Raw genomic sequence first — 15593 nt, 5'->3', positions numbered from 1 at the left:
AAACAAATTTAAATCGAATGCCCCCAGTTCTCATCCGCATCACCACGGTACCACTCTCCCTGCAAAAGCTCATCACAGGCCAGCTGCCTTATATGCGCTCAAAGGGTTTTGAACCGGTGATGGTATCGGCTACCGGTCCAGAGTCGAAAGCGGTAGTGGAAGAGCAGGAGTCACCGCTCATCGAGATCGGGATGACCCGCAAGATTACGCCGGTGCAGGACCTAAAGGCATTGTGGCAATTCTATAGACTTTGCAAAAAGCATAAACCGGCTATCGTTCATTCCCATACACCAAAGGCTGGCATCATTGGGATGCTAGGCGCTAAACTGGCGGGTGTACCAGTTCGTTTGCATACCGTGGCGGGTTTACCACTCATGGAAACACAGGGGAAGACGCGCCAAGTGCTGGAATCGGTGGAAAAGCTAACCTATTCCTGCGCCACTAAGGTATACCCTAACTCCACTGTGCTGAAAAATTTTATACTTAAGAGCAGGTTTTGCGGACCCGATAAGGTAAAGGTGATCGGCAATGGCAGCAGTAATGGCATCAATGCCTCTTTTTTTAGTAGAGAACAGTTAGACGAAGCTGAGCTACAGGAGTTGAAGTCGCAGTTAGGTATAGCACCTGCTAATTTTGTTTTTGTCTTTATTGGACGCTTAGTGAAAGACAAGGGCATACAGGAACTGGTTACTGCTTTTAAGAAATTGCAATCAGAACAGCCGCAGGTGAAACTTCTGCTAGTCGGGCCATTTGAGCAGGACTTGGATCCTATTGATAATGCCATTCTGCAGGAGATCGAGCATAATACTTCAATTCTTTCAGTAGGATTTCAGCATGATGTGCGCCCATACCTCGCCATTAGCAACGCCTTAGCCTTCCCTTCATACCGCGAAGGCTTTCCCAATGTGCCAATGCAGGCAGGCTGTTTCCATTTGCCCAGTATTGTGACAGATATTAATGGCTGCAACGAGATCATCAAACATGGTGAGAACGGCCTTATTGTGCCACCGAAATCCATGAAAGCACTTCATAAAGCGATGCGGTCCTTTGTCACAGATCAGGAAAGCTTTGCCTACATGCAGTCCCAAGCGAGGCGCATGATTGTAGATCGCTACGAACAAACTCATTTCTGGGAACTTTTATTACAGGAATACAGAGACCACTTAAAGCAACATGACCTTATATAGCCGTTTTTTCAAACGCCTGATCGATTTTGTGCTTAGCCTAAGTGCCTTTATCGTGTTGCTGCCGGTTTTCTTGGTCGTAACGCTACTGCTGGCTATTGCCAACAATGGCAAGCCCTTCTTTCTGCAGCCACGTCCCGGTAAGCATGGTCATATCTTTAAGGTGATCAAATACAAAACAATGAACGATAAGCGCGATGTAAACGGAGAACTGCTCTCCGACGCAGAGCGCCTGACGCCAATAGGCGCTTTTGTCCGCAAAACTTCCTTGGACGAAGTTCCGCAGCTGCTCAACGTAATAAAAGGAGATATGTCACTGATCGGACCTCGCCCTCTGCTGGTGGAGTATCTACCACTCTACAATGAGGTACAGCGCCGCCGCCACGAAGTACGTCCCGGCATTACCGGCTGGGCCCAAGTCAACGGCCGCAACGCCATCAGCTGGGAGCAGAAGTTTCAGTATGATGTGTGGTATGTGGACAACATCTCCTTTTTGCTGGATGTGAAGATCATTTTTCTTACGATTTTGAAAGTTTTTAAATCGGAAGGTATTAGCGCGGAGGGTTCTGTGACGATGGATAGGTTTAAGGGGACACCTCATCCACAGCATGAAGCATCTAAGTAACTATGAGTCATGAGCTAGGCGTATCCAACCACCCCTAGCCCCGCCTTGTCTAAGGCGGGGAACCTGCTTTTGCCAAAGCAATGCACTAGTTTTATAGTTTCTGGTGGTTGTTCATATCTAAATTACCTCAGCTATTGCCGAGAAAACAGATAGGAGTAAGAAAAATCCCCCGCCTTAGACAAGGAGGGGCTAGGGGTGGTTGGAATTCTAGAGAAGAGCGTTGAAGCCCTTGGAAAAGCATAAGGCTAAAAAGAAGACAGGGAATTTTCCAAAATTCCTCCTATTTTTGTACCTACACCCTAGCCCTAAAAACCAATCATGCACCTATACGGCGCGAGCGGACATGCCAAAGTGATCATCGACATCCTGCAAGCGGCGGGTGTGGCGGTGAGCGGTGTATTCGACGATAACCCTGCTATAAAAGAGGTGAGTGGTATACCTGCTAAAGGACCTTTTAAAGGGCAGAAGCTAAGCGAACCTTTAATCATTAGCATCGGTGATAATGCCATTCGCCGCCGAATAACCCATCAACTACAGCTTACGTACGGCACAGGGATCCATCCCAGTGCGATCATTTCTCCCTCAGCTTCTATAGCTGAAGGCACAGTGGTAATGCAAGGGGCAATTATCCAAGCCAGTGCCAATATTGGGCGGCATGCCATCGTTAACACAGGAGCCAGTATTGACCACGATTGTATAGTGGGAGATTTTGCGCATATTTCGCCCGGGGCTGTGCTCAGCGGAAATGTGCAAGTAGGGGAGGGAACGCACATAGGGGCTGGCGCTGTGGTTATTCCAAATTTGAAAATAGGTAAGTGGTGCAAAATAGGAGCCGGCACGGTAGTGATACGCGACATACCCGATGGGGTGACGGCTGTGGGTAATCCGGCCCGAATCATAAAAGACGACCAAAATAAGATATGAAAACAAAAATCTGGCTCTCGTCGCCCCACATGGGGACGGCCGAGTTTAATAACATCAAAGAGGCCTTCGACACGAACTGGATCGCACCGCTCGGTCCGCACGTGGACGGCTTTGAGCACGATCTGGCCGACTTCCTCGGGGAGGGCGTGCACGTGGCCGCCCTGAGCTCGGGCACGGCCGCCCTGCATCTGGCGCTCATCATGCTGGGCGTGAAGGCTGGCGACGAGGTGATCTGCCAATCCATGACCTTTTCGGCCTCAGCCAACCCGATCGCCTACCAAGGCGCCGTGCCGGTGTTTGTGGACAGCGAGGACCGCACTTGGAACATGTCACCCGACCTGCTCGAGGCCGCCATACAGGACCGCATAGCAAAGGGCAGGAAACCGAAGGCCATCATCGTGGTGCACCTCTACGGCATGCCGGCCGAGATGGACCGCATCATGGCGGTCGCCGACCGCTATGCCATTCCGGTGGTGGAGGATGCGGCCGAGGCGCTGGGCTCCTCCTACAGGGGCCGCAGGCTGGGCACCTTCGGGGCGATGAGCATCCTCTCCTTCAACGGCAACAAGATCATCACCACCTCGGGCGGGGGCGCGCTGGTGTCCACCAACGAGGAGTATATCAAGCAGGCCCGCTTTCTGGCCACGCAGGCCCGCGACGCGGCCCCCCACTACCAGCACTCGCAGATCGGCTACAACTACCGCATGAGCAACGTGTGCGCCGCCATCGGCCGCGGGCAGATGCAGGTGCTCGCCGAGCGCGTGCGCCAGCGCCGGGCCAACTACGCCTTCTACAAGGAGGCCTTCGCCGACATACCGGCCATTCAATTCCCAGACGAGCCTAGTGCTGACTTCATTTCTAACCGCTGGCTGAGCACGGTGCTAATCGACGACACGGCGGGGGTGAGCCGCGAGGACATCCGACTGGCGCTGGAAAAGGAAAACATCGAGTCGCGCCCGCTCTGGAAACCAATGCATCTGCAACCCGTATTCGCGGAGGCTCCCTACTACGGAGACGGCACTAGTGAGCGCCTATTCGAGAAAGGCCTCTGCCTGCCTTCAGGCTCCAACATGACCGATGAGGAAAGAAGACGGGTGGCTGCTTGTGTAAAATGCTGCTTTTAAGATATTTATGCGTATCTTTGGACGCTAAAAATGCCTTTTAGATTAGTCAGTGAACTATTTTATTTAGTAAACGTTCTTAAGTGCTGGGTAAAATGTTCGGCACGTGAGGTATTTGCTAACATTGCGTGTGAGCGGGTTTTGCTGGATATTAGCATTAATTAGTTAGACTAAAACGGATTCTTTGAAAGGGCCGTAAGGTAAAAAACTTCGCTATCTGACCCCTAATCAGTTATATGAAAACATTTTTACAGAACAAGGCTTTACCGAAATGGATCATCTTGATAATAGACCAAGTCATCACGACGTGGTCTTTTGCCTTGTCATTCTTCATCATCCGCCAGTTCGATTTTGAAACCATTCTGCGCGGACACTTCTTTGTTTATGTAGGTATTTACTTTGTGGTGTCGGTGAGCGTGTTTTATTTTATGCGCATTCATACCGGTCTTATCCGCTATTCAAGCACAGACGATATCTACCGCATCTTCACAGCCGTACTGGTCGCGAGCTTAAGTTACGCAGCTATTATCGGTTTCTGGATTTCCCCAGAGCTTAACATCGATTCTGTCAACATCTATGTGGTGTTGCTGGTCAATTTCTTTATTAGCTCTTCTATTCTCATCATGATGCGTATAGGCGCCAAAGCGCTATTCTACTTCATAAAGCGAGGTACCAGTGGCGATAAAGAAACCGTGCTGATCTACGGGGCCGATAGCTTTGCTATTCTCGTAAAGCAGGCCCTAGAAGTGAGCAATGCCGGCCGTTTCTCTATTGCTGGCTTTGTGGATGACAACCCGAATAAGGTAGACAAGCACATTCAGCAGAAGCGGGTATACCACATAAAAGACATCGAGAAACTACAGCAGAAACTTCACATCCATAAGCTGGTAATCTTAAGTGAGGACCTCAAGTCAGAGGCCCGAAAAACCGCTATTGAGAAGTGCGTCGAACTGGGTATAAAGGTGGTGACTGTACCGCCTACCGAACAGTGGATGTCAGGCCATCTCCGCATGAGCCAGATTCAGGACCTACGCATTGAGGACCTGCTGCAGCGTCCGCAAATTGTGATTGAGAATGACAAGGTATCAGCAGACCTTGCAGGGAAGCGTATCCTGATTACGGGTGGTGCCGGTTCTATCGGATCTGAGATTGTGCGTCAAGTACTCTCTTACAAACCGGAGATGGTGATTATCTGCGATCAGGCCGAGTCCCCGCTGCATGATCTGCAACTCGAAATGGAAGAAGCATACCCAGAAGCCTGCCTGAAACTGTGCATTGCGGATATCCAAAACTTCAACCGCATGTATGCGCTGTTCAAAGAGTACAACCCGCAGATGGTGTACCATGCCGCCGCTTACAAGCATGTGCCGATGATGGAAAACAATCCATCGGAGGCGATCCTCACCAACGTAATGGGTACTAAGAATCTGGCGGACCTTTCCATGACCTTTGACGTGGAGAAGTTTGTGATGATCTCGACGGACAAGGCAGTGAATCCTACCAACATCATGGGGGCATCTAAGCGCATTGCCGAGATCTATATTCAATCGCTCAACAACATTAGCCAGCCTGCCATGCAGGATGATGTGAAGGGTACAGCGCTGCAGCAGACGCGTTTTATCACGACACGCTTCGGCAATGTGTTGGGCTCTAATGGCTCCGTGATTCCACGTTTCCGCTCTCAAATCGAAAAAGGTGGGCCGATCACGGTAACGCACCCTGACATTACCCGCTACTTCATGACTATACCGGAGGCGGTACAGCTGGTGCTTGAAGCCGGCACGATGGGCAAAGGCGGTGAGATCTTCGTGTTCGATATGGGGCAGCCTGTTAAGATCGTGGATCTGGCTCGCAAGATGATCAAGCTGGCCGGCCTTACCTCGAACGATATCGAGATCGTGTTCTCCGGTCTCCGTCCGGGAGAGAAACTCTACGAAGAGCTCCTGAACCATGAAGAACTGACAATTCCGACCCATCACGACAAAATCAAAATATCAAAAGTGCGGGAGTACACCTACAATAAAGTAGACGCCAGCATCAGCGAATTGATCGCACTGAATAAAGAAGGCGACGAAACAGATGTTGTGAAGAAGATGAAAGTGATCGTACCCGAGTTTAAAAGCAAAAACTCAAGGTTTGAAGAATTGGATTCTATGGTGCAGTAAACCTGCTAACGCTTAATAGTAAAAGGCTCAGAGATAATCTGAGCCTTTTTTGGATTTTGTTAGAGTCTAGTCCAATCTTACTTTAGCAGATAGTTATATCGGTGAAAAAATTCCCCTCCTTGGAGGGGCTAGGGGTGGGTCCCATGTCCTAGCTGTTCTCCAATACCCAAGCTTCAATCTCACGAAGCACATTTGAGATATTACGCTTTACCTCTGTGTCATCAAAGCGCAGAAATCGAACGCCCAAACTTTTTAGTCTTTCCTGTCGAGCTCTATCAATTTCATAAGCATAATCATGGCTGTCACCATCAACCTCAATAGCAAGCATCAGAGCTTTACAGTAAAAATCAACAATGAAGTTGTCAAGTGGCTTTTGCCGGTCGAAATCTAAGCCTAGAAATTTCCTGCTCTTCAATTCTTTCCACAGCAGTACTTCTGATAGTGTGCTATCTTGACGTAGTTTCTTCGCCAGTTCTTTTAGGTATGGCTTGTAGGTAGGTATGGCTTGTAGGGGATGATGTTGCGTTTCATTTGGGAGTGATTAACCCACCCCTAACCCCTCCAAGGAGGGGAATGGTTCCCGGATAAAATGCAAGCTATACCCTACAGCCGACAACCAAAAAATAAGCCCTATATAAAGTTAGGAACTCCCCCTCCTGTTTTTAGGAGGGGGTTGGGGGGAGGTTACAACGCCGGCAGCACCTTCGCCTTCACTTCCCCAAAGCCAATCCTAACCCCATTCTTCTCGGCATGCCCGCGCATAATCACGGTATCATAATCATTGATGAATTTGCGCTCGGTGCCGTCGGAGAGTTGGAGGGGTTGGGTGCCGCGCCATGTTAGCTCGAGCATGGAGCCGTAGGAGTTTTTGTATTGACCGCTGATGGTGCCAGAGGCATACATGTCACCTACCTGTATGTTGCAGCCGTTGCTGCTCTGGTGGGCAAGTTGTTGGTTCATGTTCCAGTACATGTACTTGAAGTTGGAGTGACAAATGCGGTTCTCTTCACCGTCTTCAGGTTGTAGGAGCACTTCCAAGTTGATATCGTAATTGCGTTCGCCGTGGAACTCAAGGTATGGCAATGGCTTCGGATCCTGCACTGGACCTTTCACGCGGAATGGCTCGAGCGCATCTAGCGTAACTACCCAAGGCGAGATAGAAGAGGCGAAGCTCTTTGCCAAGAATGGCCCTAATGGTACGTATTCCCACGTCTGCATGTCACGGGCTGACCAGTCGTTGAACAGCACGAGTCCGAATATATAATCATCGGCCTCATCGGGGCTGATCATGTCACCGAGTTTCGTTTCGCGGCCGGTGATGAAGGCTACTTCCAGCTCAAAGTCGAGCAGACGGGAAGGCCCGAAACTAGGGGCATCCGCATCAGGTGTTTTGGTCTGGCCGTTGGGGCGACGAATATCCGTGTCGGATACGATGATAGAAGAGGCACGTCCATGATAGCCGATCGGGATGTGTTTCCAGTTGGGCAGCAGGGCGTTCTTCGGATCACGGAACATAGTGCCCACATTGGTGGCATGCTCAATGCTGGAATAAAAATCGGTATAGTTACCCACTTTTACCGGCATCAGCATACGCACGTCGCTGCGCTTGATGAGGCACTCGTTCATGAGCCTGCTGTTGCCGCTAATCTCGTCGTTATCGTTGCGGAGCAGTTCCGAAACACGGTTGCGTACGGCGCGCCAAGTCGGCTTGCCCAAAGCAATAAAATCGTTGAGGTAAGGGCGGTGAAAAACCGTCGGGTCAATGTCTAGTAGCTCAAACAGACTATGCTGCGCCACAGAGCACAGGTCCAGCACATAATCGCCGATCGCCACTCCCACACGCGGATCTTTGGTGGCAGTCTCAAAAATACCAAAAGGAAGGTTCTGTATTGGGAAGTCGCTGTCTGGCGCTATCTCTATCCATGAATGCAAAGAAGGGTCGTTAGCTTTTATCATAGTGCAAGAAATTCTGGGTTGTTAGACAAAGATATGGATTTTGAGGACTACGGGAAACAAAAAAGCAGGTGCTGACTGCTCAGCACCTGCTTTTCAAAATATGATAAGGTATAGCCTTTCGCTTATGCTATTGGCGTTACATTCACGGCTTCCACAGCTCTGATCTCAGGCACAGCTTTGAGGACAGACTGTTCGACTCCGGCCTTAAGCGTCATGGTAGACATGGGGCAGGAGCCACAGGCACCCAGCAACTCAAGTTTGAGGGTCATATCGTCTGTTACTTCGAGCACTTTTACGTTGCCACCGTCAGCCTCAAGGTATGGCCTGATCTGATCGAGTGCGCTTTCGATGCGAAGTAAAAAATCGTTGTCAACGTTAATGGCTGCCATTTGTCTTAGCTTTTAATTTCTACAATCTGTGTTTTGGCCAATGTCGCGTTACGAACAGACACCTGCTGGGCTACAGCTTGGGCCAACTCTCTGAAAACACCTGAAGCCGGAGAATCGTTCTGTAAAGCAACAGGAGTTCCTTCATCACCGCTCTCGCGGATGCTCTGCACCAGCGGAACCTGTCCCAATACCGGCACATCAAACTTTTTGGCAAGATTCTGGCCGCCTTCTTGTCCGAAAATATAATACTTGTTCTCAGGCAGTTCAGCTGGCGTGAAGTAGGCCATGTTCTCCACCACACCCAGTACCGGTACGTTAATCTGTGGTTGGCGGAACATCTGCAGCCCTTTTTGCGCATCGGCAATGGCTACTTTCTGTGGTGTCGTGACGATCACAGCGCCTGTTACCGGCAGTACCTGCACCATCGTCAGGTGAATGTCAGAGGTTCCCGGAGGAAGATCGAGCAAGAGGTAGTCAAGCTCGCCCCATTCTACGTCCGAAATAAACTGCTTCAGCGCGGAGCTGGCCATCGGCCCTCTCCAGATCACAGCATGGTCGGGCGGTGTCAGGAAGCCGATCGACATGAGCTTTACGCCATACTTTTCTACTGGAATAATGTAGTTCTTGCCGTGGTCGCCCTGCACCATGCTCGGGCGTTGGTCTTCTACACCAAACATGGTAGGTATAGACGGTCCGAAAATATCGGCGTCGATCAAGCCTACGCGGGCACCGGACTGTGCCAATGCAATAGCCAAGTTGCTAGTGACAGTAGATTTGCCAACACCACCCTTGCCAGAGGCAATGGCGATGATGTTTTTAACACCTGTGAGCACTTCGCTGTTTCCGGCGCGGCCAGAGGTCACGCGGGAAGTCATGTTCACGGTTACTTCCGCCTCTTTGTCCACCATGGTATGAATGGCGCGGATGCAAGCGTTTCGGATGAGGTCCTTGAGCGGGCAGGCTGGTGTAGTCAGGATAACGGTAAAACTCACATTCTTGCCATCCACCTGCACATCCTCGATCATGTTAAGGGTCACCAAGTCCTTGCCAAGGTCCGGTTCCTCGACATAGCTGAGGGCTTTGAGTATATCTTCTTTTGTAATTGCCATAGTATAAATTGCTTTTGTAAAGCCTTACAAAGATACAAACAAAAAAACTTTAAACATGATTTGGGAGGAAGGGATTATGTTGGGTGCATGCTGTAATTCCTCTGTAGGGACAGGTCCCGACCTGTCCGTGCGATAGATGCACAGTGAAATGGGAGCGGCAGATCCTGCTGCAATAGCAGATGCAACGCAATTTTTATAAAATGTGAGGGAAAGGTTATCCATAAACGATTGTATGTGCACAATTGGACTGGGAATGATTGTCTGTGCACGATTGGACAGGTCGCGACCTGTCCCTACGGAAATTAATTTGGGCTGCCGCCGTATACTGGTTTTATGAATCGCCCTGATCGAAAACAAAACAGATTAAACGGATATGATTACAGCCGTGATGCTTTATATTTTGTGACTTCATGTGTAAAAGACAAGGTATGTTGTTTCGGGGAAGTAATAGATGGGGAAATGCAGTTAAATGAATACGGGTACATAGCTGAACAGCAGTGGCGCTTGTTGGAAGAACGGTATTCTTATGTTATTTTACAGGCCTACGTAGTGATGCCCAATCATGTGCACGCCATTATCGAAATCGACAGAGACTCTGTAGGGACAGGTCGCGACCTGTCCGCGCGGCGACAGACCGATGAAACAAATGCAGTTGCCTTTCCAAATCCAAAAGTTAAACCGCTGTCAGAACTGATAGGTGTTTATAAAACCTCAACATCTAAACTTATTCGCACTGCAGGATTAGATGATTTTGCATGGCAACGCTCTTTTCATGATCATATCATTCGCACTGATAAGGCTTATTACCAGATTAGAGATTATATCCTAACTAATCCGGAAAGGTGGGCAGAGGATGTGTTTTATCAATAGACATAGCCTTGCCAAGCTCTGATTTTTCCAGAACTCCTTCCCCTGTCTTGGGGTAGGGGACTCAAAGAAAGTGCTCGCGGTATGTGCGTATCCCGGCATCTGCAAAAATCCAGTGTATCTTTTCTAATCCTGAAAATCCTTGGGGTAGGGTCCCTATGTGGAGATTCAGACAAAATAAAAGTCCACTACCAGCACACCCTTACACCTGCAACTCTTATATTTGTAACCCCTCAAGCAGCGTACCCATGTCCCTGATCCCAAAAGAAGTAGTTGACCAGATTTTAGCCCAAGCCGACATTGTGGAGGTGGTGGGGGACTTTGTGTCGCTCAAGAAAAAGGGACAGAACATGTGGGCGAACTGTCCCTTCCATCACGAAAAGTCACCATCCTTTTCAGTATCCCCGGCCAAGGGCATTTACAAATGTTTTGGCTGCGGCAAGGCGGGAAATTCGGTGCAGTTCATCATGGACGTGGAGGGGACCAGCTTTCCGGAGGCGCTCAAGTATTTAGCCAAGAAGTATGGCATCGAGGTGCCAGAGGACCAGCCTAGCCCGGAGTACGCCAAGGAGCAGAGTGAGCGCGACAGTCTCTACATCGTTTCTGACTTTGCCAATAAGCACTACCAGCACATTCTGCAGCAGCACGAACAGGGAGGTATAGGGCAATCCTACCTGAAGGAGCGCGGGCTGAGTGGCAACACCATTAAAAAATTTGAGCTGGGGTATAGCTTGGATGCTTGGTCTGACCTGACTGATGAGGCCCTAAAGGCAGGGTATAAGCAGAAGTACCTCGAGGCGACCGGTCTGACCATTGTGAAGGAGGACGGCAAGAAGTATGACCGTTTCCGTGGTCGCGTGATGTTCCCGATCCACAACATCTCGGGCCGCGTGATTGGCTTTGGAGCGCGTACCCTCAAGTCGAACGACAAGAAGAGCCCGAAATACCTGAACTCGCCGGAGTCGGAGATTTACCACAAGAGTAATGTGCTCTATGGCATGTACCAAGCCCGGCAGGCGATCCGCATGCAGGACATGTGCTACATGGTGGAGGGCTACCTCGATGTGCTGTCACTGCATCAAGGCGGCATCGAGAACGTGGTGGCCTCCTCGGGTACCTCGCTCACCGAAGGGCAGATCAAACTCATCGCCCGCTATACCCAGAACATCACGGTCCTCTACGATGGGGATGCGGCAGGTATAAAAGCCTCTTTGCGAGGTATAGACCTGATCCTAGAGAACGGGCTGAATGTGAACGTGGTGACATTCCCGACAGGGGAGGACCCAGATTCTTACATCCATAAAGTAGGCGATGAGAAGTTCAAAGCTTATGTTCAGGAGCATTCGCAGGACTTTATCTCCTTTAAAACCAGCCTTTATGCCGAGGAGTCGAAAGGCAGTCCGGTAAAAAAGGCAGAGGCCATACGCGAGATTGTGACCTCCATCTCCAAAATTCCGGACCCGATCAAACGGACGGTATTCTTCCGCAGTTGCAGTCTTATCTTCGACATAGATGAGCAGTTGCTCATTTCGGAGTATAACAAGATGCATCTGCAGGAGCGCCAGCAGCAACAGCAGCAGCGATCAGGGAGTGCGGCAGATTTTGCAGAGGCCGAATACTACGAGCAGGAGGAAGCGGCTGCCAAACCAGCCACTGAAGCCGATGGCCTAAAGCGCTATGAGCGCGAGATTGTGCGCATGCTGCTCAACTACCCCGACCGTATTCTGGTAGACGGGCAAAACACTTGTCAGTACATGCTGGAGCAGCTGGAGGATGTGGAGTTCCGCACGCCGCTTTATGCACAACTGGTAGAACTGGTAAAGGAAAAGCTAAGCCAAGGCATTATACCTACTGCGGAGGATTTTATTAACTATCCTGATCAAGAGATTCGCACAGAGGCAACCAACCTACTCTCAGACCCATACGAACTCAGCCAGAACTGGGAAACCCACCAGATATACGTGCCCCACGAGTCAGACCTGCTGCCTTATGGTGCCGAACGGGCCGTGTTGCGTTTGAAGTGGCGCAATGTGCAGCTGCTTATGAAAGTGGAGATGGAAAAGCTCCGCCTTGTGACCGACCCAACCGAGCAGGACCGTGTCCTCCAAGTCATCTTCAGCCTCAAGTCCTTCGAAAAACAGATCGGCGACCTATTGGGGATTGTGGTGAATAAGTAAGCTTGAGATAGTTTTCAACCAAAGCCCCTCAGATTGTGTTATGAAATAAGGATGCAATGCGATATAAACTTTTTACCTTTGCAGCGCATTTCATAGTATAGACAATCACGCTGCTTGCACTTAGTGACAGGCAGGTATATGAAGTAACACATGGAAACTAATTCAACAGAGCCGATCAAGCTCGATTCAATAGAAGACGCGATCGAGGACATCCGCCAAGGTAAGATCATTATTGTGGTGGATGACGATGATCGCGAAAATGAGGGTGATTTTATCTGTGCTGCAGAGAAAGTAACCCCTGAAATCGTCAACTTTATGGCCACGCACGGCCGGGGACTTATCTGCTGTCCGCTTACCGAAGAACGTTGCGACGAACTGGGCCTTGAGCTGATGGTTGGACGCAACACCGCGCTGCACGCCACCCCATTTACAGTGTCAGTTGACCTGATCGGCCATGGCTGTACCACTGGTATATCGGCATCTGACCGGGCTAAAACCATACAGGCGCTTGTTGACCCGACCACCGACCCGCACTCGCTTGGCAAGCCAGGGCACATTTTTCCACTCAAGGCGAAGAAAGAAGGCGTACTGCGCCGCGCCGGCCACACGGAGGCGGCCGTGGACTTGGCGCAACTGGCAGGGCTGGCCCCAGCTGGTGTGCTGATCGAGATCATGAACGAAGACGGTACCATGGCCCGCCTCCCAGACCTAGTGAAGGTGGCGGAGCGTTTCAACCTGAAACTGGTGTCCATTAAAGACCTGATTGCCTACCGCCTACAAAAGGAAAGTCTGATCGAGCGTGAGATCGCCGTGGAATTGCCTACTGATTTCGGTGACTTCGACCTGTACGCCTTTACTCAGCGCAGCAACGGTGCTAAGCACTTGGCACTCGTAAAAGGCACATGGACAGAAGATGAGCCGGTATTGGTGCGTGTGCACTCCTCTTGCGTGACAGGCGATATCTTCGGGTCCTGCCGTTGCGACTGTGGTCCGCAACTGCATGAGGCGATGCGCATGATTGAGCGCGAAGGCAAAGGCGTTGTGGTATACATGAACCAAGAGGGCCGAGGTATTGGGCTGCTCAACAAGCTCAAGGCATATAAACTGCAGGAGCAGGGCCGCGACACCGTGGAGGCTAACTTGGAACTGGGATTCGGGATGGATGATCGTGACTACGGAGTAGGTGCCCAGATTCTACGAGACCTTGGCGTTACCAAAATGCGCCTGATCTCAAACAACCCGAAAAAGCGCACCGGCCTGATTGGTTACGGACTGGAAGTAGTGGAGAATGTGCCGATCGAAATAGCCCCTAACCCCCACAATCAAAGCTACCTGACCACGAAACGTGACAAACTCGGCCATGAAATCATGAAGAACCCGGTTATCCGTTAAATATAGTAGAACCAGCTAAGCAATAGCTGGTTTTCTGCAGCAAAGCCCGTGCCATTTAGGTATGGGCTTTTTTGTTTTTAATCCAATATTTTTTTTAACACTTCCTTTACATACTATTGTCATAAGCTTTCGTTAATAAGTTGTAAGGCTTTGTAAAACAAATACTTGTATGGTTGGTGATGATATTGGGTAATGATGTTCTTTATGTGGTGCGTATGATAAAATTCAATTCTAAGTATATAGTTTTGGTGGTATGGCTGGCAGTAGGGAGTTGGCCTAAAATGGCAGAAGGCCAGTATCGGGATGGATTTGACACGGAGGGTTGGCTCTATGGTAAGATAGTCCTTTCTACCGGTGATAGCTTGACAGGAGCTTTAGTGTACTATCCCACCAAAGATGTCGTTCAGATTGCTTCTGATAGTGGCAAGATCAGCTCTTTTTCACCGGTTAATGTAGATTACTTCGAAGTGAATGGAGTGTATAGGGGAAAGAAACAGGTATTTCGGACACTGTATTGGGACCAAGGCAGGCAGCATGACGATTTCAAGAAACCAGTCTTTTTTGAGCAATTATGCAACGGCAAGATGGTACTGATGAAGCGCTACACAGATGTTACCCCTGCTCGGGCGGAAAAGACGACTGAGGATTCCCCGCGCCGCTATGCTTACCCGCATATTATAAGTATGGCAGAGGAGCTTCAGGAAGACTATTTTGTTATGCTGCCCGATGATAACATTTTGCCGATCCGCAACAGGAAAAGGGACCTCCTCCGTATGTTTGGTAATCTGTCAGGTCAAGTAAAGCAATATGTGAGGGCGAACAAACTGGATTTTAATGACCCGAAACACATTATATCAATTGTAGACTACTACAACTCCCTATAAAATTTTATAAACCTTTGCCTCGTGGACGACTAAAGATCCTTAAAACGTACGAGCAGGATGGCTCCCAATAAGAGCAGTGCAATATACCCTAAAGCAGGCAGTACGGCCCATGCTGGCGTCAGCGCCATGGTAGGTGTTGTTAGCTGATCAATAATCTCCTGCCCCGGTGTGGGGGTGAGGCTGCTGAATACCTTCATCGGCATATACTTGTCTATGCTGTCGTCTAGCTGTAGGTGTAGGATTGGCTCCACAATCTTGGACCAAGCCAGAAAGGCGATGATGGCCAAACCGCTTTTCCGAATCAGGAATGCAAAGAACATGGCCAGCGCCATATACCCCACGGACTGCACAAAAAAGTAAGAGAGATGGTCTATCTGCCCCAGCACGGCACTGAAACTCTTGCTAGAGCTGAAAAATAAGCCAAAAAAAAGCCCTAGCACCAACAGGAAGACCGTACTGAATACGGACAGCCCCAGCACCACGTAAAATTTCGCTAATACCACCTCCGCACGGGAGCGTCCGTCAATCACCTGCTGCCTTATAGTCCGGAAGCTGTACTCGTCTGTGACAAGCACAATGACTAGTATACCCAGTAGCAGGTTGAAGAAATAGGCGATGTACGTAAAACGACCCCAAAGCCCCGGGAACTCATAGAGCGAGTTGCCCAGAGACTGCCCGCTGATGGTAACGTTACGGCTGACATAGAGGACAAGTAAAAGTAGCAGCACATAAATGCCCAGTATCACCCAGAAGGTACGGTAGGGAAGTATTTTCCTGAATTCGGTTCGTAGCAGGTTCAT

Annotated in this window: 14 protein-coding genes; 9 read left to right on the top strand and 5 right to left on the bottom strand. The window is 49.8% G+C overall.

Translation table 11 applies throughout. The annotated features are described in order from the left end of the window. Positions 1-17: 17 nt before the first annotated feature. The 5 genes from Q1A04_RS05690 to Q1A04_RS05670 all read left to right on the top strand — a co-directional run bounded on the left by Q1A04_RS05690 (position 18) and on the right by Q1A04_RS05670 (position 6019). Complete coding sequence (locus Q1A04_RS05690) at positions 18-1187, top strand: glycosyltransferase family 4 protein (RefSeq protein WP_299702390.1); 1170 nt, start codon at positions 18-20, stop codon at positions 1185-1187. Continuing rightward, complete coding sequence (locus Q1A04_RS05685) at positions 1174-1809, top strand: sugar transferase (protein WP_299702388.1); 636 nt, start codon at positions 1174-1176, stop codon at positions 1807-1809. The genes Q1A04_RS05690 and Q1A04_RS05685 overlap by 14 nt, the downstream gene beginning before the upstream one ends. A 318-nt stretch (positions 1810-2127) precedes the next feature. After that, the gene (locus Q1A04_RS05680) at positions 2128-2733 is read left to right on the top strand and encodes an acetyltransferase (RefSeq protein WP_299702386.1); all 606 of its coding nucleotides are present in this window, start codon (positions 2128-2130) and stop codon (positions 2731-2733) included. Beyond that, entirely contained in the window at positions 2730-3857 is a 1128-nt protein-coding gene (locus Q1A04_RS05675) for an aminotransferase class I/II-fold pyridoxal phosphate-dependent enzyme (RefSeq protein WP_299702384.1), read from the top strand. The genes Q1A04_RS05680 and Q1A04_RS05675 overlap by 4 nt, the downstream gene beginning before the upstream one ends. A gap of 233 nt (positions 3858-4090) precedes the next feature. Beyond that, positions 4091-6019: a nucleoside-diphosphate sugar epimerase/dehydratase gene (locus Q1A04_RS05670; RefSeq protein WP_299702382.1), complete on the top strand. Its 1929-nt coding sequence runs from the start codon at positions 4091-4093 to the stop codon at positions 6017-6019. 148 nt (positions 6020-6167) lie between these two features. Here the strand turns inward: Q1A04_RS05670 and Q1A04_RS05665 are convergent, their stop codons facing one another. The 4 genes from Q1A04_RS05665 to Q1A04_RS05650 form a co-directional block, all read right to left on the bottom strand. Further along, complete coding sequence (locus Q1A04_RS05665; RefSeq protein ID WP_299703638.1) at positions 6168-6446, bottom strand: endonuclease domain-containing protein; 279 nt, start codon at positions 6444-6446, stop codon at positions 6168-6170. 257 nt (positions 6447-6703) lie between these two features. Next, complete coding sequence (gene fahA, locus Q1A04_RS05660) at positions 6704-7975, bottom strand: fumarylacetoacetase (RefSeq protein WP_299702380.1); 1272 nt, start codon at positions 7973-7975, stop codon at positions 6704-6706. Positions 7976-8097: 122 nt separating this feature from the next. Next, positions 8098-8364: a NifU family protein gene (locus Q1A04_RS05655; RefSeq protein ID WP_299702378.1), complete on the bottom strand. Its 267-nt coding sequence runs from the start codon at positions 8362-8364 to the stop codon at positions 8098-8100. Positions 8365-8369: 5 nt separating this feature from the next. Next, positions 8370-9473 (bottom strand): Mrp/NBP35 family ATP-binding protein, encoded by a 1104-nt coding sequence (locus tag Q1A04_RS05650; protein WP_299702376.1) that lies wholly within the window; start codon positions 9471-9473, stop codon positions 8370-8372. Between the two features lie 333 nt (positions 9474-9806). On the opposite strand from Q1A04_RS05650, the gene Q1A04_RS05645 reads away from it, so the two are divergent. The 4 genes from Q1A04_RS05645 to Q1A04_RS05630 all read left to right on the top strand — a co-directional run bounded on the left by Q1A04_RS05645 (position 9807) and on the right by Q1A04_RS05630 (position 14793). After that, complete coding sequence (locus Q1A04_RS05645; RefSeq protein WP_299702374.1) at positions 9807-10343, top strand: transposase; 537 nt, start codon at positions 9807-9809, stop codon at positions 10341-10343. Between the two features lie 245 nt (positions 10344-10588). Then, entirely contained in the window at positions 10589-12517 is a 1929-nt protein-coding gene (dnaG, locus tag Q1A04_RS05640) for a DNA primase (protein ID WP_299702373.1), read from the top strand. A gap of 150 nt (positions 12518-12667) precedes the next feature. Next, positions 12668-13909 (top strand): bifunctional 3,4-dihydroxy-2-butanone-4-phosphate synthase/GTP cyclohydrolase II, encoded by a 1242-nt coding sequence (locus Q1A04_RS05635; RefSeq protein ID WP_299702371.1) that lies wholly within the window; start codon positions 12668-12670, stop codon positions 13907-13909. A gap of 281 nt (positions 13910-14190) precedes the next feature. Further along, positions 14191-14793 carry a hypothetical protein gene (locus Q1A04_RS05630; RefSeq protein ID WP_299702369.1) on the top strand — a complete coding sequence of 201 codons (603 nt, stop codon included), beginning with the start codon at positions 14191-14193 and terminating at the stop codon, positions 14791-14793. Between the two features lie 29 nt (positions 14794-14822). Here Q1A04_RS05630 and Q1A04_RS05625 read toward each other — a convergent pair whose 3' ends face one another. Beyond that, positions 14823-15593 carry an ABC transporter permease gene (locus Q1A04_RS05625; protein WP_299702367.1) on the bottom strand — a complete coding sequence of 257 codons (771 nt, stop codon included), beginning with the start codon at positions 15591-15593 and terminating at the stop codon, positions 14823-14825.

The sequence above is a fragment of the uncultured Pontibacter sp. genome, from assembly GCF_947499215.1.
Lineage (GTDB): Bacteria > Bacteroidota > Bacteroidia > Cytophagales > Hymenobacteraceae > Pontibacter.
This window is presented reverse-complemented; position numbering and strand designations above follow the sequence as displayed.

What these genes read in the sequence shown, in the direction of transcription:
- Q1A04_RS05680 (WP_299702386.1), top strand. Translation starts at nt 2,128, where the DNA reads ATGCACCTATACGGCGCGAGCGGACATGCCAAAGTGATCATCGACATC.
- Q1A04_RS05655 (WP_299702378.1), bottom strand. Translation starts at nt 8,364, where the DNA reads ATGGCAGCCATTAACGTTGACAACGATTTTTTACTTCGCATCGAAAGC.
- Q1A04_RS05670 (WP_299702382.1), top strand. Translation starts at nt 4,091, where the DNA reads ATGAAAACATTTTTACAGAACAAGGCTTTACCGAAATGGATCATCTTG.
- Q1A04_RS05625 (WP_299702367.1), bottom strand. Translation starts at nt 15,593, where the DNA reads ATGAACCTGCTACGAACCGAATTCAGGAAAATACTTCCCTACCGTACC.
- Q1A04_RS05630 (WP_299702369.1), top strand. Translation starts at nt 14,191, where the DNA reads ATGGCAGAAGGCCAGTATCGGGATGGATTTGACACGGAGGGTTGGCTC.
- dnaG (WP_299702373.1), top strand. Translation starts at nt 10,589, where the DNA reads ATGTCCCTGATCCCAAAAGAAGTAGTTGACCAGATTTTAGCCCAAGCC.
- Q1A04_RS05650 (WP_299702376.1), bottom strand. Translation starts at nt 9,473, where the DNA reads ATGGCAATTACAAAAGAAGATATACTCAAAGCCCTCAGCTATGTCGAG.
- Q1A04_RS05690 (WP_299702390.1), top strand. Translation starts at nt 18, where the DNA reads ATGCCCCCAGTTCTCATCCGCATCACCACGGTACCACTCTCCCTGCAA.
- Q1A04_RS05645 (WP_299702374.1), top strand. Translation starts at nt 9,807, where the DNA reads ATGAATCGCCCTGATCGAAAACAAAACAGATTAAACGGATATGATTAC.
- Q1A04_RS05635 (WP_299702371.1), top strand. Translation starts at nt 12,668, where the DNA reads ATGGAAACTAATTCAACAGAGCCGATCAAGCTCGATTCAATAGAAGAC.
- fahA (WP_299702380.1), bottom strand. Translation starts at nt 7,975, where the DNA reads ATGATAAAAGCTAACGACCCTTCTTTGCATTCATGGATAGAGATAGCG.
- Q1A04_RS05675 (WP_299702384.1), top strand. Translation starts at nt 2,730, where the DNA reads ATGAAAACAAAAATCTGGCTCTCGTCGCCCCACATGGGGACGGCCGAG.
- Q1A04_RS05685 (WP_299702388.1), top strand. Translation starts at nt 1,174, where the DNA reads ATGACCTTATATAGCCGTTTTTTCAAACGCCTGATCGATTTTGTGCTT.